The following is a 23,245-nucleotide window of genomic DNA, read 5'->3' as shown; positions in this document are numbered from 1 at the left end:
GCATTCTGTTTATGAGCAATCCACTACTTTCGAATACTGACGCAAAAAGCGCATTACCGGCCTTCTCAAAAATCAAACCTGAGCATGTTTTGCCTGCCGTTGAAGAAGTGATCAAAGAATGTCGCACAACCATTGAACAAGTGCTTAACGACTACAGCACCTATACTTGGGACAACCTAGTAGAGCCGATTGACGCCATCGACGACAAACTCGGCAAACTGTGGTCGCCTGTCTCGCACATGAACTCAGTCGTCAATAGTGATGAACTGCGCCAAGCTTATGAAGCGTGTTTACCATTACTGTCAGAGTACAGTACTTACGTTGGTCAACATCAAGGCTTATATCAAGCTTACCAACAACTGGCCGACAGTGACCAATACCAAGCGCTCGACACGGCTCAGAAAAAAGTCATTGATAACGCCCTGCGCGACTTTAAGTTATCTGGCATCGCGTTACCTGAACAAAAGCAAAAACGCTACGGCGAAATTGTTAGCCGACTTTCAGAATTAGGCTCTAAATTCAGCAACAACTTACTCGACGCCACCCAAGCATTTACCGTTAATATTACTGAGCATGAACAGCTTTCTGGCTTACCACAAAGTACTGTTGATGCCGCTCGTGCACTGGCCGAAGCCAAAGAGCTCGACGGCTGGTTGTTCACGCTTGATTTTCCAAGCTACTTGCCGGTAATGACCTACAGCGACAATCGCGAATTGCGTGAAAAAATGTATACCGCTTTTGCCACCCGCGCTTCTGACCAAGGGCCAAATGCCGGTCAGTTCGACAACAGCGAGATCATGAATGAAATTCTGCAATTGCGCCACGAACTAGCAAAATTATTGGGCTTCGACAACTTTGCTGAAAAATCACTGGCCACAAAAATGGCTAACTCTACCGACGAAGTGTTTGGCTTTTTACAGGACTTAGCCGATAAGTCGAAAAACCAAGGTCGACAGGATCTCGATGAGGTAAAAGCGTTTGCTCAAGCCGAATATCAAGCAGACGATTTACAAGCGTGGGATTTACCCTACTACAGTGAAAAACTAAAACAGAGCCGCTACAGCATTTCAGACGAAGAACTGCGCCCGTACTTCCCTGAAACTAAAGTTGTGCCGGGCTTGTTTGAAGTGGTTAAGCGTTTATTCAACATTGATATTAAAGAGCGCGCTGGCGTTGACGTCTGGCACCAAGACGTTAAGTTTTACGATATTTTTGATGAGAGTGGGCAGTTACGCGGCAGTTTCTACCTCGATTTATACGCCCGCGAGAAAAAGCGTGGCGGCGCTTGGATGGACGACTGCGTTGGTCGTCGCGGTTTACCCGACGGCAGTATTCAACTGCCAGTGGCATACCTAACCTGTAACTTTAATGGCCCTGTTGGCGACAAACCAGCGCTTTTCACCCACGATGAAGTGGTGACCTTATTCCACGAGTTTGGTCACGGTATTCACCACATGCTGACCCAAATTAACGCCAGTGGTGTTTCAGGGATCAATGGTGTGCCGTGGGATGCGGTAGAATTGCCGAGCCAATTTTTAGAAAACTGGTGCTGGCAGCCAGAAGCGCTAGCCTTTATCTCTGGTCATTTTGAAACTGGCGAGCCATTGCCACAAGCCATGCTTGATAAAATGCTCGCCGCTAAAAACTTCCAGTCGGCCATGCAAATGCTGAGACAACTTGAGTTTGGCCTGTTTGACTTTACCATGCACGCTCAGTATCAAAGCGATAGCGACGCAAGCTACATTCAAACCATACTGAACCGCGTACGCGAGCAATACTCTGTAGTAAAAGCACCTGATTTTAACCGTTTTCAACACAGCTTTGGCCATATTTTTGGCGGCGGTTACGCCGCGGGTTACTACAGTTATAAATGGGCAGAAGTGCTCTCTGCCGACGCTTTTAGTCGCTTTGAACAAGAAGGTATTTTTAATCCAACCGTTGGCCAAGATTTCTTGCACTGCGTTTTAGAAAAAGGCGGTAGCCAAGAGCCAAGTGAATTGTTTGAAGCCTTCCGAGGGCGCCAACCCAAAATTGATGCGCTGCTTGAGCACAGCGGTATCACAGGTTAAGTTGACTAGCGTTTAGCTGTACGATAAAAAACTGAGCAAAAAAGTATGAATCAAGAAAAAGTCTCTGCCCTTTACCAACGGGCAGCAGATAGAAAAGGCGGTGAAGCCGCACTCCAGTTATTACTCGGTCCTGCGCCGAGTGATAGCGACTTACTTAACCTCAGCGATGACAGATTTCTCTCTGCCTTTACTAAAAAAGTCTTTCAATCGGGCTTTGTTTGGCGTGTGGTAGAAAACAAATGGCCCGATTTTGAGGAAGTTTTTTTCGAGTTTAACATTGAAAAAGTGCTGATGATGCCGGCCGAAATGCTTGAGCGCAAAGCGCAAGATCCAAAAATCATTCGCAACTTTAACAAAGTCAAAACCATTAAAGACAATGCGCAAATGATTTTTAATGAACAGCACAACGGTCACAGTTTTGCTCAGTTTATTAGCCAGTGGCCAAGCGATGATATTATTGGCTTGTGGGACTATTTAAAGAAAAACGGCGCTCGCCTTGGTGGCAATACTGGTCCGTATGCCCTTAGAGCATTGGGCAAAGATACCTTTTTGCTGTCGCGCGATGTCGAAGCTTATATGCGTGCTCACGAGATTATCACCGGTGGTTTGCAAACTAAGTCGAGCTTAAAAGCGATTCAAGCGTGTTTTAATACATGGCGCGAACAAAGTGAAGCCGATGGCATCGCCATGTCACTAACACAACTCAGTCGACTAGTGGCTTATGCAACGGGCGATAATTCAGTGCAAGTAGGTTAACAATGAGCGCAACAAATTCAATCGCGGTTGCTTATGTTCACAGCTCAGACGCCGACAAAGCCAAGAAAATTGCCCAGCATTGGCAATTTAACTATATAGGTGATCGCGCTGCCGCGACTAAACAACCTGCGCTTGAGTACTTACTACAGGTTAACGACCAAGTACTTGAGCTAATCAAATTAGATGAGCCCAAAACCGGTGCGGTTAAAGTAGATTTCGTTGATGGTGCGGTTGGCCACAGGCGAAAATTTGGCGGCGGCCGAGGACAAGAAATTGCCAAAGCGGTAGGACTAAAACACGGTTTTTGCCCACATGTATTAGACGCAACCGCGGGTTTGGGCCGCGACGCCTTTGTCTTAGCCAGCTTGGGCTGTCAACTGACCTTAGTTGAACGCAACCCTGTGGTTGCGGCACTACTTGCCGATGGTCTTGAGCGTGCCAGCCTTAACTTAGAAGTAGCCGAAATCACCAGCCGGATGACACTTATTCACGCGCCAGCATTAAACTCACTAACTGAGCTCGCCAATGCCGACGTCGTTTATCTCGACCCCATGTACCCCGCCAAAGAAAAATCTGCCGCAATCAAAAAAGAAATGCGCCTGTTTCAAGGTCTCGTCGGTAAGGATTTAGATGCTGATGACTTACTAGCGCCGGCGCTCGATCTCGCTAAATACCGGGTGGTGGTAAAAAGACCGAGCTACGCGCCGCCACTAGCGGATAAAAAACCGTCAACCAGTATTAACATGAAAAAGAACCGCTTTGACGTATATGTTAATCAAGCCATCCCAAAACCAGCAGAAAGTATATAAATGCTCTAAAATCTGTAACAGTAGTGGAGTATTGTGTTATGGCTAAATCACTTTGTAAGTGGAAGAAAAAAGATATTGAAAAACAAGTCCATGAGCTTTTTCATATCGTAAATAAACCTAGATTTATGTGTAAAGACTGTGCACGAGCGGCCCATGACAAAGGCTTTTTGTGCAAACCAATAAAAATAACCTAGCCCGTTGGCTAGAACAATTAACAACAAGCAACTTAAGTGGAGCCCGTTCTCATGACACAAGCGAAAATGATCGAACAAAATGCAACTTTACCGCAAGGCCAACTACAGCAATTGGTTGATGGCGGCATGGTAAGTCACGATACAGCTGAGCTTTTTTCAGGCAAGAAAACCGTGCTATTTGCTGTTCCTGGTGCTTTCACACCAACCTGTTCAGCTGCCCATTTACCTGGCTTTGTTGCCTTAGCTGATCAAATTCAAGCCAAAGGCGTTGACCAAATTATTTGCCTTTCGGTAAACGACGCTTTTGTTATGGACGCTTGGGGCAAAGCACAAAACGCAGAACACATTATGATGCTTGCCGACGGCGATGCTGGTTTCACCAAGCAAATGGGCTTAGACGTTGACAGCGGCGCTTTTGGCGGTGTTCGTTCAATTCGGTACGCCATGATTATCGAAGACAATACCGTGAGTCAGCTTTTTGTTGACCAACCTAAAACGTTTGAACTGAGCACCGCAGAGAATATTCTCAAGCACTTGTAAATAATTCTGGATAAACACAACTAAAGTCAAAAGCTAAATAGCAATAGTTAACATTAATATCTATATGATTTTATTTAGCTTTTTATAGTTTTACTTGAAAAAAAACGCCGTAAAAGGCATGATCAGCCACTATTGATATCAGTGTATTCAAGCTCGGCGTAAAAGAGGTAGCAGCATGTTAAAAGCAGAAATGGTTAAAGAGCTTAACCAACAAATTAACCTAGAATTTTATTCTTCAAATCTATACTTACAAATGAGCGCCTGGTGCGAAGAAAATGGCTTTGAAGGTGCTGCTGAATTTATGCGCAAACACGCACTTGAAGAAATGGATCACATGAACCGTTTATTCACTTACGTTAGCGAAACTGGCGCGTTGCCAATTTTAGGTGCCATTGATGCTCCTCCGCATGAATTTGGCTCACTTGCAGAAGTATTTCAGCAAACTTACGAGCACGAGTGCATGATCACAGAGCGCATTAACAGTCTTGCTCACAAAGCGTTTACAACGCAAGATTATTCAACGTTTAACTTCTTACAATGGTACGTTGCTGAACAACACGAAGAAGAAACGTTATTCAAAAGTGTACTCGACAAAATCAGCTTGGTTGGCCACGACGGCCATGCACTATTTTTTGTCGACAAAGACCTTGCTGAAATGGCCAAATCTGGCGGTAGTGGCAGCATTATGACTGACACCACAGCATAATCACTCAAATGATAAAGACAGCTTACTAAGGAGCCTAACGGCTCCTTTTTTATTCCATATACCCTTTATTCTCTTAGCCCTTTTATTCTTTTATAATTAGCCCTTTAAATTGTTTGGCAAGTAATATGATCACCACAGATGTTTTAGTCATTGGCGCAGGTGCCGCGGGATTAATGTGCGGGGCAACCGCCGGCTATCGAGGCCGCAAAGTGGTTGTGGTGGATATGGGTAAAAAGCCCGGCCGCAAAATTCTTATCAGTGGTGGTGGTCGTTGTAACTTCACCAACCAAAATGCCAGTCCTGAAAACTACTTGTGCCAAAACCCACATTTCGTCAAATCTTGTTTAAGCCGCTATAGTGCACAAGATTTTATAGACTTAGTCGACCGACACAGTCTTGATTATCATCACAAAACGTTAGGCCAATTATTTTGCGACAACAGCGCACAGGATATCGTTGATATTTTGATGACCGAATGTGATTGGGCGGGTGTCGAGGTCCACTTGCGCAGTGAAGTCATATCAATACAAGCAAACGACCAAGGCTATAGTGTTCAAACCAGTGCTGAAAGCTATCAGTGCCAATCGCTGGTTATCGCCTCAGGTGGTCTAACTATGCCAAAATTGGGTGCAACACCGATCGGCTACAAAATTGCTGAACAATTTGGCTTAAACGTACTCCCGACCACTGCAGCATTAGTGCCATTTACCTTACACGATCACGACAAAGCGCGTTTCGACGGGTTATCTGGCATTAGTATTCCAACAGTCGTGAGTAGCGAAGACGGCACAAGTTTCAAAGAGAATATTTTATTCACCCATCGCGGCCTTTCTGGCCCTGCTATTTTGCAAATTTCGTCGTTCTGGCGTGCAGGTCAAGCAGTGACGATAAACCTATTGCCAGAATACGACCTCGCTCGTTTTATTGAAGACATGCGAACAACTCAAGGGCAAAAGTCACTCAAAAATACGCTCGCGACTATCCTCCCAAAACGCTTTGTTGAAACTGTGACCGAGCACAATGAAATCCCTGATAAAGCGATTAATCAACTCAGCCATAGTGAAATAAAACAGATCAGCAGCTACTTGCACCAATGGCAGATAAAGCCAAATGGCACCGAGGGCTATCGCACTGCCGAAGTGACCTTGGGTGGCGTTGACACCGACGAACTCAGCTCAAAAACCTTTGAAGCGAAAAAAGCCAAAGGCTTATTCTTTATCGGCGAGGTTACCGATGTTACCGGCTGGCTTGGCGGCTATAACTTTCAATATGCGTGGAGCTGCGGAGTTGCTTGCGGGCAAGCGTGTTAAAGAGGTATATACTAACAATATAATTTGCATTTATTGTAATTAGTTTGCATTTATTAGAACAATGTATTTTGCATTTTTATGCTCATGATACTAAAGTTGAATTTATTCAAAGTCGATTTATTTGATTAGTTAAATGGGTAGCGGCAGGAAATACGACAGTTATGATGCATATGTAAGACACCTAAAAAATGGTATTGGTATAGGTGAATACGAAGAGTATTCACCGTGGTTACGAGTGCAAGATGTTCGGGAATCTAAAGCGACTGGCGATAAAATCAACGGTATTAAAGTAAAACGTGTCTACCACACCCTATCCCCCAATGAGTCTAACTTTTTCTACTTAGCAGAGTTTGATAATGACGTTTTAGACATACGTGAACAATTTCCTCTTCTTCCCCTTACATTAACAACTGCAATTGCAAAACATTTAGGAGTAAAACATCCTCAGGTCCCATTTGTAACAGGTGGGATGTTAAATCTAATGACGACTGACTTTCTATTAACAACAAAAACGGGATATGTTGCAGTATCAGTAAAGCCTCCAAATGAATTTGACATCAATAGTAAAAACTTAAAGCGCACACTAGAAAAAATAGAGATAGAACGTGTATTTTGGGAGCTATTAGGAGTCGAATTTAAACTATTTGCACCTGACGAGGAAAGTAAAATAAAAGCAGGGAATATCAGTTGGGCAACAGACCCTGTCAGAAATAAGCTTTTTATTCCTGAATTCCAAGTAGATAGCCTAGCTCAAATAATTACTTTAGGTGAGCATGACTACGCATTATTGGTTGATAAAATATCCTATATTTTGGGCTTCGAACCAGTAATGGCCGCAAATGCGTTGAAACTGCTAATTGCAAAAAAAGTCATAGAAGTAGATTTAACTCGTAACTTTTTGCATAGCGGAATCATAGAAATAAACACGTTGTCAGAGCAAGGAGATACAAGTGTCTCAAATATTGCCTAATCAAATCTATGAAATACCGACAGTTATGATTGCAAAGTCTCATAAATATCGGATTTTAGCAGTTTACCCTGATAGAGGTTTAGTCGCTTTATTTCCTCTAGATGACGAATCTAAGTTAAAAAGGCCTACTTTAAAAAAAATTGCACAAATAGAAAGGTTGATAAAACAAACCAAAGAGCTCGAAGAGCTAACTCCGATAAATTTTCTGACCGCAAGTGACGATGCGATTTCCGAATCGCATAAACGAAAAAGAGATAAGAATTATCACCTTATAAAGGGATTGGTGGAAGGTGAATATGAGGAAACGGTATTTCAACTGGCAGCTTCTAAAAAATCCTTATTACTCAAAGAGTATGCTGCTAAACATAATTTTGAATTAACGTCAGTATACAGAGCGATAAATCGATTTTGGTATTATGGACAAACTAAGAATGCATTGCTGCCACATTACTTTAAGTCAGGCAACTTAGGCAGGGAAATGCCTGACTCTAACAAAAAAAGAGGAAGGCCAATTGCTAGCTATTCTGGACTTATTTCTTTTGAGCAAGGAAGAAGCATTACAGAAAAGGATAAAGAGATATTCAAGCAATACATCAAGCAGTACGTAAACATCCCTCACCCTCTGCCAATTGCAAAAGTTTATCGACTAATGATTGATTTAGAAGAGTCATATAGCAGTGAAGCAATTATCGCTGAAAAGAACGGCAAAAAAGCTAACAACCCGACTCTAGTGCAGTTTAGGTATTGGGAAAAAAAGTTAAATAGCATAAATGATAAACTGAACACGCAAGGGCCGGCATATAAACGTAAGCAAGACAATCGCGACTCATTAAAGGGTGTCAATGCAATGAGTAGCCTTCCCGGAGACAGCTTTCAAATTGACGCTACTGTTGCCGATGTCTATGTAGTATATAAGTATGATAGGTCTATAGTTTTAGGTAGACCGACTATATATTCAATCACAGATACTGCCACGAGAATGATCGTTGGCTTACATGTCACACTCGGACACCCATCATGGGAATCTGCCCGACAAACAATATATAATACATTCACACCGAAAGGTGACTACTGCTCTCGGCTTGGTCTTGAAATAGAAGATGAAGAATGGCCGTGTTATCACGCACCTAGAGAATTGATCTGTGACAGAGGTGAGATGATAGGCTTAAAGCCAGAACATAACTTACCTCTGTGTTCTTTAAGATATACTCCTTCTGGGAGACCAGAGATGAAAGGTGTTGTTGAACGCGTATTTCGTATCTACAACGATGAGCAACTACATAATATGGATGGAACCACTAGAGGTAAGGGTTATTCGAGAATGGATGCCAAACCTGCAACCACCGCGACGTATACACTCGATGAAGTGGCGAAAACACTTGCAGCGGAAGCAATAAAGCAAAATAACAAAAAAAATAATGATGTTAAGAATTTAAAATTAGTGATCCAATCTGGTATTTACCCCTCAGCTATAAATGCTTGGAAATTATATTTATCTCACCATCGGCATTCATTAAAAATTTATAGCCCTCAGCAAGTATTTGCAAACTTATTACAACCAACCAAGGTTTCTGTCACCGAATATGGATTTGAGTACAGCGATTTATATTACACTTGCACCGAGGCACAAAACGAGAACTTGTTCACGCTCTCCAAAAAGTTTGGCGAATATCAATTAGAAGCTCGTATAAATAGAGATGATACCAGCTATATATTTGTTAAATTAAATAAAGTTTCACCATTTATAAAGTGCCATTTAACACCTCGTTCAACTAATTTAGCTAATCTACATTTTTATGATTTTAATTATCTGAGGGACCTAAGAAAGCTTCATGGGCAAAATGATGGGGCGTCAGCAGTCAGGTCTAAAATGACCAAAGAGCAAGATCAGCTGAAGAGAGAAGCGAAGGCTAATAAATCAAACTCAGGAATTAAAAACAAAGTTACAAAAATTAAGGAAAATAGGAAAAAAGCAGTTAAAAATGAAGAATCTATATTTAAGCCAGCTGTAGAAAAACTTCCTGTAACACAAAGAGATCTGCAAGCTTCTTCATTACCTAATCAATACAATATTGTTGACCTGTTAAAAGTCAAGCCGAGCAGGAGAAAGCGAAATGAAGAGTAATTACAAACTTGCTGAGTACAAAGAAGTAATACTCCCTGAACACCAAGGAAATCCTTTACTAGAAGCTTTGCCAAATAAGATAAGTGTTCAAGAGATAATCAAACAATTATCATACTTTCCTGACTATAGCGAAGAAATAAGTGAAGCCAAAGATGAAGTAAGGCTTGAGTATTTATCAAGATTAGAGTTATTCCGGCAACCTTTAAAAGAATACGTTGCTAGCTTTAGAATGATCGAAAAAGGAATTAAACGAAGTTTAAGTTCAAAGAATCCACTTTCCGCTGCCACAAATTATAAACAGTTTTATAGCAAAATAGATACTGAAAAAAAATATTCTGCAAAATACCCTTTCAATAGTGATGGCATTGGAATGAGTTTGATAGGACCTAGTGGTGTCGGAAAATCCAAGATGCTTGAACAAATCTACAATTTTTATGACCCTGTTATTCAGCATAGATCATATAACAGCAATAAGCTTAATATATTGCAGGTACCTATTCTTTTTGTCGAATGTCCGAGTAACGGAACTCCCAAAGGTTTGTGTATTGCCATAATCAATAGCTTCCATAAAGTTTTACAGCTGCCACTACGGAACATAGCAAGAAAGACTCTAGATGAGTTAATTATTGAAGTGGCCGGATATGTTGAAACCTACTTTTTAGGTGTATTGATTATTGATGAGCTTCAAAAGCTATCTGAAAGTAAAGTTGGAGCTATTGCAATTCAAGACTTCTTATTGTCTTTAATAAATGAGTGCGGTGTATCAGTTCTTTTTTGTGGTAATAATGAGCTTGAAAATATTCTTACTACGACATTTCGAAATGCTAGGAGAGCTGAGGCTGGTGGTGTTGTATATATGCTACCAATGGTTTACGTGGATAACTTTGAAGACGACTCACTCAGTGATGAGCAAAAAGAAAAAGGTGCAGCATGGGAAGCTTTTACAGATGCTTTATGGGACTATCAGTGGACTCGAACTTATACAGAGTTAGATTGTTCATTAAAGTTTAAACTGTATGAATTAACTAAGGGAAATGTAGATTTAGCTGTTAGAACCTTCCAGAAAGCACAAGAAATACTCATAAACTCAGCTTCTATTGATGAAAGAATTACAGAAGCAGTATTAGAATCGGCTTTTAATGAAATCTCTAAACTAACAAGATCAACACTTGATGTTACATTGCTATCAATTGCAAAACCTGCGCGGCGTAAAAGTAAGCAAAAAGCAGTGAAAACAACAAGCTCGCAACCAAAGAATATTGTAATTCCAGGCGACTTAAGTAGGCCGCAGCATTCAGAATTTGCATCAAAAATTGATGAAGTGCTTCACGATGGCTACACTTTCGATAGAATAAAAAGCAAAAACAAAATCCGAAAGGCAATGGATAGCGATGATGCTATTCAATATTTTAAAGATTCAAATATGTGGGCAGAATACTAGACATTATTGCTCTTTCCGAGTAGTTTGTAGTAGCATATTTTTTGATCGTGTAGTTATTCTATATAGTGTATGCTGCAACCAAGTAGCAGAATCAAACATGCTCTGCAGCTCCATCTACATTTTGTCTGCCAATGGTTACTCCGTTTAATATAGAATAAGTATGTTAAAGCAAATAGCCACAATCAGAAAACATTCCGAATTAAACAAAACTCTGCGACCAACAATGTCTATAACACTAACACTAAGACTAAGACTAAGGTAGCTTTTGGGTCAGCTCATTTAGGAATTACTATGCTTACATTGTTGGATGGGGAAACCATATATAGCTTACTCAGTCGATTTTTCAACTCATTAAATCTAAGCTCTGCTGCTGAACTTAACCTAATGATCTTTGGTAAAGAGAAAAAACGAGTTCATTTCTATTTACCATCACAGATACAATTAGTAGCTGACTTCTTCGGGTTAAATAGCCATGAATTGCTTCACAATCACACACTATACGATTTATATTGGCAGTTTTTACCTCGTAAAAGATCTAGAGTCCTTAAAAGGTTAATGCTTGCAAACAATGAACGCAGAGTACCATCGAGCATTATCGAGTCCAATAGTTCATTGAACAGCCCTTATTACATAAAATATTGTCCCGTATGCACTACGCTCGATATAGAAAAACTTGGCGTAACTTATTGGCGACGGATTCATCAGCTCCCCCTTTTGAACACCTGTCCTTATCATAAAGTGAAATTGTTAGCTTTGAATGGAGGTGATGGCGGTGTTGCACACCAATATTTAATACCCATAGCTTCTGATAAACCCAACAAGAATTGTGAAGAGAAACTTCAGCTTAAATTTTCAGAAATAATAATCAATTTACTATATAAAAAGAATAAAAAAGCACTCAATATATCTAACTACTATGATGACTTTTTAGCTAAACATAACCTTAAAAGAAGTAACAGCTTAAATTTGGCTAAGCTCGATCGAATGTATGAAATAACGATGCATGATTATGATAGTTTTAAATATGCTCTGAGTTATAAACAATTTGTACGAATTTTAAGACACCCTTTAGCTCCTGTTCACCCTGTGAAACATCTACTGACTCTAACAATACTAGATTTATCCGCTAGTGAAATCGAAAATACTACTGTTTTTCCCAATAAATTATGTGACAACAAGAATAAGTCAATACAGAGCGTGGATTCTAAGAGTATTACTAGTTTTTATCGAAAATGTGGCTCAATTAACCAAACATCTAAAAATTTCCATGTATCTAGACTAAAAACCAAGAAGATACTAAAAGTTGAAGGAGTAATTCCTTTAACTCCGCTGGAACGCACGGTTTGTTTAAAGGCCTTATTAGGTCAGCATCGAAAAGTTATAGCGAATGAGATGGGCCTTAGCATTGGCTATATTGAACAAATCATCTCTTTTCAACCTTTGCTTGTTGAACACCGGAAAAAATTAAAATATAAAGCTCTAGAGTTCGAGTATAAAAACTTAGTGATTACATACATTGATAAACATCCTAACGGGACAATTAAAGATCTTAAAAGTCAAATATATAAAGAGTATTATTGGTTGTATCGTAATCAACACAAGTGGTTATTAGCTAATACTTATAAACTGATGCCAATTCATAGATCATGTAGTAACACATCAGAAGAAATCCAAAAGTCAATTGTGTGCTTCATCCTACTTTACAAACCTCACTCAAAAAAATTCTTGCATTAATCTATCCGTTGCCTGCTTTTCAATCGAAAAAACATCCAATAGAACGGGTTCCTTCTCATTGCTTACGAAAAACTACAAACAAATCCGGTTTTGAGTTTATCAACGAGATTCACTCATAAAACTTCATGCTCATTATTGAGCGTACATCTTTTTTCGTTCTCCTAGAATCTATTCATAATAAATTCAATTTCGTGTTTTTACACAATTGACTAACAATGCTTAGTAGCAATTAAAGATATCAAACATTTGTGTCGAATTAAGCTTGGAAAATCCAAGTAATAAGAAACACTGCAATTTAAAAAAGTGAAGCTCTAATTATGACCAACAATACTGCTCTCGTTACAGAAAAAACTAACACAATTATCAAATTGGAAAACGTTTCCAAGGTTTTTTCAAATAAACAAGAAGAAAATCGAGTGTTGCAAAACATCAGTTTTGATATTTGTGAAGGAGACTTTATAGCTATTGTTGGCCCCTCTGGTTCGGGAAAATCCACACTATTAAACATATTAGTAGGATTTGATACACCAACCTTTGGTGAGGTAACACTCCATAATAAAAAAATCAGTGACCTTAAAAGCAAGCAATTAACAAATTGGAGGAAGGAGAACTTGGGGTTTGTTTTTCAATCGCACAACCTTATTCCTGTTTTATCAGTATACCAAAATGTAGAACTGCCATTACTACTTAACAACGTACCAAAATCTGAGCGATTTACTACTGTCCTAAATACCCTAGAGGTTGTTGGGTTAAAAGAAAAATTCTTCAATCGTCCAGCGCAACTATCAGGTGGAGAAGAGCAACGTGTCGCAATCGCAAGAGCTATGGTTCACAATCCGTCAATTATAATCATGGATGAACCTACAGGTAGTCTAGATCGAAAAAACGCAAATCACATTTTAAATACATTAAAAATTATCAACCAAAAATACAATACTACTATTGTGATGGTAACACACGATGTGAAAGCCACAGAGTACGCAAAAAGCGTAATTGATCTAGACAAAGGGAGCTGCTAATGGAAAAGCTAACCTTGATACTGGAATACATCAAATACAAGAAGCTCAGATCTATAAGCATCATCACAGCGATTAGCTTTGTTATTTTGTGTTTCCTACTTTTACAAACTATTTCTCACGCTTGGGAGCTATCATTGGAAAATCGTCGCGATGACCGAGTAGCCACTTGGAACAAAGCAACTTATGCATTGACACTACCAAGAGAGTATGCCAATGAAATTAATGCTTTACCAGGAGTTCAAAAAGCTACTTTCGCAAATTACTTTGAGGGAGAGGACATAGGGAATTTGTACAATCAAAATATGTTGCTGAATATTTTTGCTGTCGACTCGAAAACATATTTCGATGTATTTCCCGAAACTACATTAAATCCAGACGAGCTAGCTATATGGAAACAGACGCCCAATGGAGTCATGGTTGCCAAAAGAGTGGCCAAAGCATTCAACTACCGAGTAGGTGATATCGTAACAATTAAGGGAAAAACATTTCCTGGCACTTGGAAGTTAAAAATTGTAGGTACATACGAATCTAACTTTAAAACCTATGCTGACAGCCTCTTTCTATTTAGCTGGGATTATTTAAATAGCAGCTTACAAGAGTCTGATCCTCGTAAAAATGAGATTAGTTGGGTGATGAGCTTAGTTGAAAACTCTAACAGTCTGGAGATAGTACAAGAGATTGACAATCATTTTAGAAACAAATCAGTCTTAACCCAATCGATGACCGAAAAAAATATGCTGAGTATGTATATGTCGGGGTTTATAGGTATTCTTGATGTCATAAACATCATAGGCGTCTTTTTAATGTTAATAATCGGCGTGCTTTTAGCAAATTCCATGTCTTTGAAAGTAAGAGAAAGGAAATTTGAATTTGGTGTATTAAAGACCATGGGATTTACAAAACAAGATATCTGTTCATTAGTACTAGGCGAAGTTGTTCTGTTAAGTATTTTGGCAAGTGTTCTCGGTTATTTTATTTCAATATTTTTCATTGATTTTACGTTAGGACCAATGATCGTAAAAAATATGGGTAATGTCTTTCCTATTTTTGAAGTTCCCTTATCAAGTGCCGTAATAGCTGCTTCAACTGTACTTATATTGACAACGTCTTTTACACTCATACCGGCCTACAGAGCATCTCAGGTCAATATTACGAATCTTCTTAAGGCGGTTGAATAATGCTTCCACTCTCTTATATTTTAAATGGTTTAACAACCCGATATAAAACAACAATATCATTAGTTTTAACAATTTCGGTTCTCGTATTCATGGTTACTGCACTACAAATGTTCAGCAATAGTATTCAAGAAGTCATTGTAAGCTCTATCAGCCCGAACAGCATGATAGTGACCTCTCAAAATGCCACGAATGAGATGTCCAGTGTTATTAGTGATGATCAACTAGATATAGCTAAGCAATATTTATCAGCGAATCAAATAGCCTTTAATGAAAACTTTGTGATAATTAAATATTTCAAACATAAAAATATTACTGGCGGAGGTAATATCACCATTCGAGGTCAGTCTCCCACAGTTTTTGAATATTTCACTAAACTGAAAATAGTAGAAGGGAGACTACCCGTCCTGTCTGAAAATGAAGTTATCGTGGGTAAAAAAGTCGCTGAACGTTTTCAAAACATGGAAGTGGGTGATGTCCTCGAGTTCGGTAACCAGAATTTTGTTTCGATTGTTGGTATTTTCGAAAGTGAAAACAATTCCCATGAATCTGAAATTTGGGGAGGTATTGAACCTGTCCGATTAGCATTTGGCAGAAACGCGGTCGTCTCTACTTTAAGATTTGATAACAAAGGTGAACACATACATAATGCTCAACTAAGTCAGATATTGACGGAACAAGGATTAAAACTTGACTTGGTGAAAGAACAAGATTTCATTAATAAACAAGCGCAAATTTTAAAGATATTCATTAGGATAATTGGTGTTGTCTTGTGCACATTCATTAGTGTCACAGCTCTGATAGTATCTCATTCCATTTTTACCGGATATGTGGTTAATCGCTGCAAAGAAATAGAGATATACCGAAAAATAGGTTTCACCAATACAGCAATTATCTCAACATTTATTATTGAATCAATTATTCTAGGCGCATTAGGTGGTATCGCAGGCGTAATACTTTCTTTTATTCTTCCATTTTTTAGCATTTCTGTTTTCAATATAAGTAGCTATTCTCAATTAGTAGTAGGATTCAGTATTAATGCCCAAATAGTGCTAATTTCTATTCTAATTGGCATGTTGGTAGGTCTTATTAGTGGCTTAGTCCCTTCCATTAAAATATCTCGCAACTACAATAATTACTTAACTGATTATGTCTAATTTTTCCTTGTTGTAAGCGTATTTACGTAACACAAACTTAGGTTTTCAGACACGGTCTAGCATTAAACGACTGTGTCTGAACTTTTCACCAATAAAATGCAATAATTCGAGATATCCGATGGATAAGCCTATAGTAAAAAGCCCAAGAAAAACACAATTAAAACTAGGGATGACCCTTACTATCATACTCGTTCTATGTATTTACCTAGGAGTGTTTAATAACCTCGATACACTAAAAGTAGATGCGCGAGAGATGCAAACTTATACCACTCACAAAGGTGATTTTTCAGAATACCTGCCGATTATAGGTAAAGTTTTTCCCATTAGAACTGTATATCTCGACGTAGTTCAAGGTGGTCGTGTTGAAGAAATATTTGTTGATGATGGTCAATACGTTGAAAAGGGCGACCTCATTTTACGCCTGTCAAATGATCGCTTGTTACAAAACTCAATAAACAATGAAAGTCGCTTCATTGAGAATATGAATAGCCTGCGAGATAGAGAGTTTCGGCTATCAACCCAAAAGCTTAATTTAAGAGAACAATTGCTGGAGTATGAGTATAGAGTCTCTCGACTACAAAAAGAATTAAATAGACTAAATAGCGTGGAAAATAGCTATGTCGTTCAAAAGGATATTGATAATACGACAGATGAGTTCAACTACTATATTAGTAAAAGAGACATTCTCAAAAAACGCATTACACTTGAAGATGATTTGCGCAAAAAACAATTACAACAGATCCAGACATCAATAAGCCAAGTGGACAGAAACTTGGACCTCATTCAGCAAACTTTAAACAACTTAAATGTCAAGGCACCAATATCTGGTCATTTGTCGACGTTAAAAACAGAGCTAGGCAGGAATATTCAGCAAGGAGAAAACATTGGACAAATAGATATCATTTCAAAATATCTAATTAAGTCGGAAGTCGATCAATACTACATCTCGCGCGTTTTTATTGGTCAAAATGCCGAATTAAAATTCAATAATCAACATATTAATTTAAAAATTAAAAAGGTTTACCCCGAAGTTATCAACGATAAATTTCATATCGACTTTGAGTTTCAAGGAAAAATACCAAAAAATCTCAAATCAGGTCAGTCTCTCAATATTAACTTAATCTTATCCTCGAGTGACGATAGATTGCTTTTAAGTAAGGGGAAATATATGCAGCAAACTGGAGCGAAATGGATTTTCAAGATAATTAATGATGGTCAGGCCGCCATAAAACAATCGATTCAGATAGGCCGACAAAACCCTAAATATTTCGAAGTACTTAGCGGGCTTGAAGAAGGTGATAAGGTTATCATTTCAGATTACAAAACATTCAAGGGTTACGAAGTAATTAACATTGAATAATCGTTGTAGCAGAACAATACAATAATAGTCTAAAAACATTAGAAGGGAGTAGCCATGCTCATAAAACTGGAAGGCCTGTCAAAGTTTTATAGAACAGAAACTATAGAAACAGCAGCACTTAATGAAATAAATTTACAGATTAACGAAGGCGACTTCACTTCCATTATGGGCCCTTCTGGATGCGGTAAATCTACCTTACTCAACATTCTGGGATTAATTTCAAAACCTGATGCAGGTGATTACTGGTTCATGGGCACAAATGTTAGCAAATGTAACGAGTCGAGTTTAGCTCAGATTCGCAAAGAGAATATTGGTTTTGTTTTTCAAGACTTTAATCTAATTCACGAATTATCAGTATTTGAAAACATCGAATTACCTCTGGTCTACAAAAAAACAGCTTACAAAAGACGTCAAAACATTGTGAAAAATGTCATAGAAAAACTCGATTTATCTCATCGATCTGACCATTTGCCACACCAATTATCAGGAGGTCAACAACAGCGAGTAGCGATTGCTCGGGCCTTAGTTAACAACCCTAAAATCATTTTTGCTGATGAACCAACAGGCAATTTAGATAGTAAACATAGACTAGAAGTAATGGACATCTTACGTGATATCAACCAAGAAGGAACAACCATAGTAATGGTGACTCACTCTCAGGAAGATGCAGCTATGGGCAAGAATATTGTGAGAATGGCAGATGGACATGTACTCACTTGATAACGACGAACATCATAATAATCACGCTTTCTAAATATAAATGATAAAAAGGCGACTTGACATGTTGGCGATTACAAACTTTGTTAAGAGATGTTTTAACAGAGACATCTTTTACACTCTAACGAATTTATTCGGTCTAATACTAGGCGTAACTTGCTCTATAATACTCATTCTGTTTGTTTATCACGACCTCACATATGATACTCATAACAATCATGAAGATAGAATTTACCGAGTCGCCTTTAATTGGAGTTCATCCAGTCAAAAGTCCCTAAGTGCAACGACGTCTTCGGGTTTGGGACCAATACTGGAAAGGAATGTCGGTCAAGTTGAGTCATTTGTTCACTTTAGAAAAAGCACCGAATCTGAGTTATTGTTTAATAGTGACAATTTGTCATTTTATGAATCTAACTTATATACCGTCGGCAATAAGGTATTTGAAATTTTTAGTCATACTATTCTCTATGGCGATATCACTAATGCTTTGACAGCTCCTCAAAGTGTGGCTTTGTCCTCGAGCCTAGCAAACAAATACTTTGAAAAAGAAAACCCTGTTGGCAGTACTATCAAAATTGATGGAATCCCATATAACGTGACATTGGTATTTCAGGATCTACCAGACAACAGTCACCTAAAATATGATGCATTGCTATCTCCCACATCGCCTGGTTACGGGAATAGCAACCACTTATGGAGTATTAATGACGGTTTTACTTATGTTATGATGCAGGATGATTACCCTCAGCATGGGTTTCACACCATTTACGAAGACTTTTTTGAAAAGCACATGGCAGCCATTACACGTGCTGGAGGATATCAAGCCAGTTTACTGTTGGAGCCACTAAACAAGATTCACCTCTATTCTGAATCGACGTCTGATTTGCCTAGAGGAAATCAGTCTTATGTGTTAATCATGTGTGCTATAGGCATTTTCATCTTGTTGGTGGCATGCATAAATTATGTCAACCTCTCCGTAGTTCAGGCAATAAAAAGAGAAAAAGAAATTAAACTTCGAAAAATTATTGGAGCCAATAAAAAAGAGATCTTTATCGGCTATTTTAAAGAATCACTCTTGTTTTCATTTATTTCTGTCACCACTTCAATATTGCTCGTCTTTGTTGTTACCACCTACCTACCTATTGAGCTATTATTTGCCAAAAAGCTCAATCTAACTATATTTTCCCCAGGTCAATTGATTTCCTTCAGTATTGGATTCTGGTTATTGCTTGCAATGTTCTCAGGGCTTTATCCGTCTTTCTACATATCCAAGATTGGGCTTAACAACATGCTCTCTTCAGACGCTGGAGCCATAAATAACTACCTGACAAAAGCACTAATAGGATTTCAATTTATCATTACCATCGGTGTTGTCGCGTCCAGTATTCTTATGTATTTACAAGTACAATACTTAACTGAAAAACCACTTGGCTTTTCCGCTTCCAATAAATTAGTTTTCAAACTGCAAAATGGCGAAAATTTCCCTCGAATACCTTCGATCCTGGAGCAATTAAATCAACACACCGCAATTCAACAAACAGCTGTCACAAACAACACTCCTTGGCAAGGAAGCTTTGTAACCGCAATCGAGTTACCAGGTATAGACAAGCTTCACTCGATGGAGATCAATCGAACGGATATCGATTCAAATTTTGTTCAAACTATGGCGATTAACATTGTTGAGGGACGCGATTTTGACCAAACCAGGGATAATTTTTCAGGACAGAATATGAGTAATAATGTTTTGGTAAATCGCGCCTTTGTTGAAGCGTCCACCTGGGATGATGCAATTGGGAAATCGTTTATGGCGGGACAACGTAAGTTCACGGTAATAGGGGTAGTGGAAGGTTTTCATTTTCAAGATTTACAAAGCAAAATATCGCCCTACGTCTTCTACCCATTTAATTTCGATTTAAGTCATTTCCCCAAGAACTACCTACAGTCCATGTCGGCACAGCTTATCGTTCACCATGTGGACGGTGAATCTGCTGATGCAATACAGCACATAGAACAGGTTTTAGCTGAAAATGGCATCCATGAAAATATAAATATCAAAAATTTAGATGAAATATTGGCTGTTAAATTTGATGTTAATGCGAATCAAACCCTCTTAATGGCGCTATTTTCATTTATCTGTATTTGTATTTCTTGTCTCGGGTTGTTAGGTCTTACTGGATACACAATCGAACGCAGATCAAAAGAAATAGGCATTAGAAAAGTACTGGGTGCAACCAGAAGTCAGATTTTCTTGTTGATTAACAACAAAAACATTGCGCTTATTGTAATCTGCTCTGCGGTAGGGGCAACGCTGGCGCATTTCGGTGTATCCTATTGGTTAGAAAGCTTTTATTATAAAGATGAAATTAACTTTATGGTGTTACCCCTGTCCGTCAGTTTGGGGGGCATATTATCAACACTTACAACAGCCTTGTTGGTTTTTAAAATAACCAACATCCATCCTTCAGAAACACTTTATAAATAGGCATGTCTTCATGCACTTGCATACAATGCGAGTGCATGAAACAAATAGCATGATATTGATAAAAATATGCAGATATCTCAACGCCTCAGATATTGTCGACTTTCGGTGCTATCAGAACAACGGTAACGACAAACTATGCTTAGGTATTGGTTAGTGTATATTACAGTCCCTCGTGACCAACGTTCCGATTGAGCGTGACCACAAACAACGATAGAACGTTGCCATTAAAATTTAATAACCATTTGGCTAGTCAAAATTGTTAAATTTGAAAATTACTCATCATATAGAGCCGTCTTATTGCGATTAGTATTAATTCCACGCACTCTTAGCATCGATCACAAAACTCTCCAGCATCTGCTCCATTTTATTTGCGCGCGGATTCAGTATTTCATTTGCCTGATGATTTACTGTCAATACAATTAAAGCTGTGTATTGACTATAGTTTTCAGAGTATATTGATTTAACAATACATGGTTGATGGACATGACAGTGCAGGAATTAACACAAGGCGACATTAACGTTAAATTACAAGAATGGACGAGTGCTGATAATCACTCGATTAGCTTACTATTGTCGGTTGACGACGGCAGCTTTCATCTCGGTTACTACATGGGAATGGGAAACTCAGATAACACGCCCATTGAAAGCCTTGAACCGCTATACAAAAAAACAATTGAAGAGCTTATTAAAGCGAATAAGTTAGCTTCTGTAGGCCAAGCATTTACACTTTACCCGGGTAGTCCGTTATTTCGTAAGTTAGTTTTCGTAAAGCAAAACTATGAGTAGCGTTTACAGTGCCTGATATTAATCTATACGAAGGTACCAGTTACCTCAGACATGTGAGGGTTAGTCATGATAAAAGTCGCAGATTACCCAGCATTAAAAATGCTGCTTTGGTATTACCACGCACCCGAAATCAAAGAAGAACATGCGTTTTACTATTACGAGAGAGACCTGGCAAAATGGTTTGATAAGCACGAAATCTCAGAGACTGAAATGAAGCTAATTAATGAATTGATCGCTTGTTACGGCAATGGAGTGAGTCTGTTTTAATTGATATAAATATTTTTAAGATTTGCCTACTAATAGAAAAGGCTCATAAAATTCGCTAGTGTGATTGGCAATATTAATCTAGTTTTGGACCGACCATAATTTACTCCATGAAAGCTATTGAAATAATATAATTCACTTTAACAAGATAGCGCTATAAATTCCACGGCTGGCCGCCCAAATGATTAGTACTGAGTGTACTCCTCACCGTGATAAACACTCTTTTCTTTGTCTATTCTAAACCTAATTGCTTATTTCTACGAATACATATTTTTGAGCTAATCGTTCGAATGAAACGAGTGTAAAATAGAACCTAACACTAGCTATCATCAATTTAGACATAAGCCCAACGGTAATGGATTTTTCGATTAGCGGTTGCTACATTGACGTAAAGTCAAACGAAGAAATAATCGAAATGGATAATCTTGAATGGTTTGGTATTGGCTGGTACATATTAATTGCTATTGTACTCTTTCCGACGATAGCGTTTATCATGTACACGTATTTACTCTCTAAAGATATTCGTAAGCTAGCAGAGAGAATGATTGAGAAAAATCTCAATCATTAAGATACTTTGTGTCATGATAATCACACATTGTAGTGGCATATCTGACGGGTGACTTATTAATTTTGACATAATCACGCTCACAAAAGGCTCTGAGAAACGTTCACCAAGCGAATCATCGTAATCTAAGTAACCAAACCATCCTACTCTCCAGTAACCATCATCATGGTTAGTTAATGTTTCAAATTTAAACTCTTCCCTTTCCTTTAATGAGCGCTCCTCAATATAACTTCAAACCTATCCAGCACACGCTAAAATTGTGGGTACATATTTACTATGGGCTAATATGTTTAATTGAACTTAATTTAACCTTCTATGTGTTTTTTGTTTTATTGAGTCGCTAACTTCATCGCATATCAAAGCTTTCAGTAATAAAGTTGTAGAAAATTTAAACGTTATATTCTAGAGTATTGACTAATTGAATATATCTTAGGGAAAAGAATGATGGTTTTGGATTCATTAGCTCTATACCTTGCTGCACCTTTTGTATCAGGCGTGCATAGTCAAGTAAACCCTGCGCCACGTGCAGCCGACAAATGGATAAAATTTTGCTATGGCTTTGGGTTATCGCTCACCATAACAACGTTTCTCTGCTTAAATCTGCATAAAGCAAAATTCGATCTAGTCGTTTCTTTTTTCGGCATGCCAATCAACCTAGTTGTACTTATCCTTCTTCATGTAGGCGCAATCATTTTTATTATGAACTTTTTTGTGACCTTTTTGAAAGATTTGGATGAAGCTACTAGCAAAGAGTCCATATTACTTCAAAACAAACTAAAAACTTTAGTTTCAAAAGAGCTAGAAGAAAACTTTGAATTAAATCATGACGCTCTGGAAAAAGATAAAAATATGCACTTCAAGCTGCAAAAAGGAGAATGCGTAAAGCGACTACATTCAGGTATTGATGAAAGCTTTGAAAAAAAGCCCCCCACCACAGAGAAGAAGATATGGGGTTGCTTATGGAAGTGCAGATTGGCTGGTTTGATAGCTGTTTCAATATGCATGTTAATTGCTAGTAGTGCAGTTTTAGCACCGCAATATTATGTAGCAACTGTAATCAACTAAG

19 protein-coding genes are annotated in these 23,245 nt (G+C 38.5%); all 19 read left to right on the top strand.

Features of this window, described 5'->3' with window-relative positions; genetic code table 11:
• Nucleotides 1–11: 11 nt before the first annotated feature.
• Nucleotides 12–2,069 (top strand): oligopeptidase A, encoded by a 2,058-nt coding sequence (gene prlC, locus J7384_RS05745; protein WP_209111994.1) that lies wholly within the window; start codon nucleotides 12–14, stop codon nucleotides 2,067–2,069.
• Between the two features lie 45 nt (nucleotides 2,070–2,114).
• Nucleotides 2,115–2,825: a DNA-3-methyladenine glycosylase I gene (locus J7384_RS05740; RefSeq protein ID WP_209111992.1), complete on the top strand. Its 711-nt coding sequence runs from the start codon at nucleotides 2,115–2,117 to the stop codon at nucleotides 2,823–2,825.
• A gap of 2 nt (nucleotides 2,826–2,827) precedes the next feature.
• Nucleotides 2,828–3,634: a class I SAM-dependent methyltransferase gene (locus J7384_RS05735; protein WP_209111990.1), complete on the top strand. Its 807-nt coding sequence runs from the start codon at nucleotides 2,828–2,830 to the stop codon at nucleotides 3,632–3,634.
• 245 nt (nucleotides 3,635–3,879) lie between these two features.
• Nucleotides 3,880–4,368 (top strand): peroxiredoxin, encoded by a 489-nt coding sequence (locus J7384_RS05730; RefSeq protein ID WP_247741652.1) that lies wholly within the window; start codon nucleotides 3,880–3,882, stop codon nucleotides 4,366–4,368.
• A 175-nt stretch (nucleotides 4,369–4,543) separates the two neighbouring features.
• Entirely contained in the window at nucleotides 4,544–5,074 is a 531-nt protein-coding gene (gene ftnA, locus J7384_RS05725) for a non-heme ferritin (protein WP_209111988.1), read from the top strand.
• 125 nt (nucleotides 5,075–5,199) lie between these two features.
• Nucleotides 5,200–6,384: an NAD(P)/FAD-dependent oxidoreductase gene (locus tag J7384_RS05720; RefSeq protein ID WP_209111986.1), complete on the top strand. Its 1,185-nt coding sequence runs from the start codon at nucleotides 5,200–5,202 to the stop codon at nucleotides 6,382–6,384.
• A 133-nt stretch (nucleotides 6,385–6,517) separates the two neighbouring features.
• Nucleotides 6,518–7,354, top strand: coding sequence for a TnsA endonuclease N-terminal domain-containing protein (locus tag J7384_RS05715; protein WP_209111984.1), 837 nt, complete (start codon nucleotides 6,518–6,520; stop codon nucleotides 7,352–7,354).
• Complete coding sequence (locus tag J7384_RS05710; protein WP_209111982.1) at nucleotides 7,335–9,479, top strand: hypothetical protein; 2,145 nt, start codon at nucleotides 7,335–7,337, stop codon at nucleotides 9,477–9,479. The genes J7384_RS05715 and J7384_RS05710 overlap by 20 nt, the downstream gene beginning before the upstream one ends.
• Nucleotides 9,469–10,920 carry an ATP-binding protein gene (locus J7384_RS05705; RefSeq protein WP_209111980.1) on the top strand — a complete coding sequence of 484 codons (1,452 nt, stop codon included), beginning with the start codon at nucleotides 9,469–9,471 and terminating at the stop codon, nucleotides 10,918–10,920. Before J7384_RS05710 ends, J7384_RS05705 begins: the two co-directional genes overlap by 11 nt.
• 291 nt (nucleotides 10,921–11,211) lie before the next feature.
• The gene (locus J7384_RS05700; RefSeq protein ID WP_209111978.1) at nucleotides 11,212–12,654 is read left to right on the top strand and encodes a TnsD family Tn7-like transposition protein; all 1,443 of its coding nucleotides are present in this window, start codon (nucleotides 11,212–11,214) and stop codon (nucleotides 12,652–12,654) included.
• 317 nt (nucleotides 12,655–12,971) lie between these two features.
• The gene (locus tag J7384_RS05695) at nucleotides 12,972–13,673 is read left to right on the top strand and encodes an ABC transporter ATP-binding protein (RefSeq protein ID WP_209111976.1); all 702 of its coding nucleotides are present in this window, start codon (nucleotides 12,972–12,974) and stop codon (nucleotides 13,671–13,673) included.
• Nucleotides 13,673–14,851 carry an FtsX-like permease family protein gene (locus tag J7384_RS05690; protein WP_209111975.1) on the top strand — a complete coding sequence of 393 codons (1,179 nt, stop codon included), beginning with the start codon at nucleotides 13,673–13,675 and terminating at the stop codon, nucleotides 14,849–14,851. The genes J7384_RS05695 and J7384_RS05690 overlap by 1 nt, the downstream gene beginning before the upstream one ends.
• Nucleotides 14,851–16,005: an ABC transporter permease gene (locus tag J7384_RS05685; RefSeq protein WP_209111973.1), complete on the top strand. Its 1,155-nt coding sequence runs from the start codon at nucleotides 14,851–14,853 to the stop codon at nucleotides 16,003–16,005. Before J7384_RS05690 ends, J7384_RS05685 begins: the two co-directional genes overlap by 1 nt.
• A 118-nt stretch (nucleotides 16,006–16,123) precedes the next feature.
• Nucleotides 16,124–17,365 carry an efflux RND transporter periplasmic adaptor subunit gene (locus J7384_RS05680; RefSeq protein ID WP_209111971.1) on the top strand — a complete coding sequence of 414 codons (1,242 nt, stop codon included), beginning with the start codon at nucleotides 16,124–16,126 and terminating at the stop codon, nucleotides 17,363–17,365.
• 54 nt (nucleotides 17,366–17,419) lie between these two features.
• Entirely contained in the window at nucleotides 17,420–18,085 is a 666-nt protein-coding gene (locus tag J7384_RS05675; RefSeq protein ID WP_209111969.1) for an ABC transporter ATP-binding protein, read from the top strand.
• A 40-nt stretch (nucleotides 18,086–18,125) separates the two neighbouring features.
• Nucleotides 18,126–20,564, top strand: coding sequence for an FtsX-like permease family protein (locus J7384_RS05670; RefSeq protein WP_348523844.1), 2,439 nt, complete (start codon nucleotides 18,126–18,128; stop codon nucleotides 20,562–20,564).
• A 483-nt stretch (nucleotides 20,565–21,047) separates the two neighbouring features.
• Nucleotides 21,048–21,350 carry a hypothetical protein gene (locus tag J7384_RS05665; protein ID WP_209111965.1) on the top strand — a complete coding sequence of 101 codons (303 nt, stop codon included), beginning with the start codon at nucleotides 21,048–21,050 and terminating at the stop codon, nucleotides 21,348–21,350.
• A gap of 66 nt (nucleotides 21,351–21,416) precedes the next feature.
• Nucleotides 21,417–21,617: a hypothetical protein gene (locus tag J7384_RS05660; RefSeq protein WP_209111963.1), complete on the top strand. Its 201-nt coding sequence runs from the start codon at nucleotides 21,417–21,419 to the stop codon at nucleotides 21,615–21,617.
• A 1,003-nt stretch (nucleotides 21,618–22,620) separates the two neighbouring features.
• On the top strand, nucleotides 22,621–23,244 hold the full coding sequence (locus J7384_RS05655; RefSeq protein ID WP_209111961.1) for a hypothetical protein: 624 nt from the start codon (nucleotides 22,621–22,623) through the stop codon (nucleotides 23,242–23,244).
• Nucleotide 23,245 lies beyond the last annotated feature (1 nt).

This window comes from Endozoicomonas sp. G2_1, assembly GCF_017744155.1.
Classification (GTDB): domain Bacteria; phylum Pseudomonadota; class Gammaproteobacteria; order Enterobacterales; family Alteromonadaceae; genus JAGHQT01.
This window is presented reverse-complemented; position numbering and strand designations above follow the sequence as displayed.

Bases quoted from the DNA above. Each gene is read 5' to 3' on its own strand.
- prlC (WP_209111994.1), top strand. From the start codon at position 12: ATGAGCAATCCACTACTTTCGAATACTGACGCAAAAAGCGCATTACCG.
- J7384_RS05740 (WP_209111992.1), top strand. From the start codon at position 2,115: ATGAATCAAGAAAAAGTCTCTGCCCTTTACCAACGGGCAGCAGATAGA.
- J7384_RS05735 (WP_209111990.1), top strand. From the start codon at position 2,828: ATGAGCGCAACAAATTCAATCGCGGTTGCTTATGTTCACAGCTCAGAC.
- J7384_RS05730 (WP_247741652.1), top strand. From the start codon at position 3,880: ATGACACAAGCGAAAATGATCGAACAAAATGCAACTTTACCGCAAGGC.
- ftnA (WP_209111988.1), top strand. From the start codon at position 4,544: ATGTTAAAAGCAGAAATGGTTAAAGAGCTTAACCAACAAATTAACCTA.
- J7384_RS05720 (WP_209111986.1), top strand. From the start codon at position 5,200: ATGATCACCACAGATGTTTTAGTCATTGGCGCAGGTGCCGCGGGATTA.
- J7384_RS05715 (WP_209111984.1), top strand. From the start codon at position 6,518: ATGGGTAGCGGCAGGAAATACGACAGTTATGATGCATATGTAAGACAC.
- J7384_RS05705 (WP_209111980.1), top strand. From the start codon at position 9,469: ATGAAGAGTAATTACAAACTTGCTGAGTACAAAGAAGTAATACTCCCT.
- J7384_RS05700 (WP_209111978.1), top strand. From the start codon at position 11,212: ATGCTTACATTGTTGGATGGGGAAACCATATATAGCTTACTCAGTCGA.
- J7384_RS05695 (WP_209111976.1), top strand. From the start codon at position 12,972: ATGACCAACAATACTGCTCTCGTTACAGAAAAAACTAACACAATTATC.
- J7384_RS05690 (WP_209111975.1), top strand. From the start codon at position 13,673: ATGGAAAAGCTAACCTTGATACTGGAATACATCAAATACAAGAAGCTC.
- J7384_RS05685 (WP_209111973.1), top strand. From the start codon at position 14,851: ATGCTTCCACTCTCTTATATTTTAAATGGTTTAACAACCCGATATAAA.
- J7384_RS05680 (WP_209111971.1), top strand. From the start codon at position 16,124: ATGGATAAGCCTATAGTAAAAAGCCCAAGAAAAACACAATTAAAACTA.
- J7384_RS05675 (WP_209111969.1), top strand. From the start codon at position 17,420: ATGCTCATAAAACTGGAAGGCCTGTCAAAGTTTTATAGAACAGAAACT.
- J7384_RS05670 (WP_348523844.1), top strand. From the start codon at position 18,126: ATGATAAAAAGGCGACTTGACATGTTGGCGATTACAAACTTTGTTAAG.
- J7384_RS05665 (WP_209111965.1), top strand. From the start codon at position 21,048: ATGACAGTGCAGGAATTAACACAAGGCGACATTAACGTTAAATTACAA.
- J7384_RS05660 (WP_209111963.1), top strand. From the start codon at position 21,417: ATGATAAAAGTCGCAGATTACCCAGCATTAAAAATGCTGCTTTGGTAT.
- J7384_RS05655 (WP_209111961.1), top strand. From the start codon at position 22,621: ATGATGGTTTTGGATTCATTAGCTCTATACCTTGCTGCACCTTTTGTA.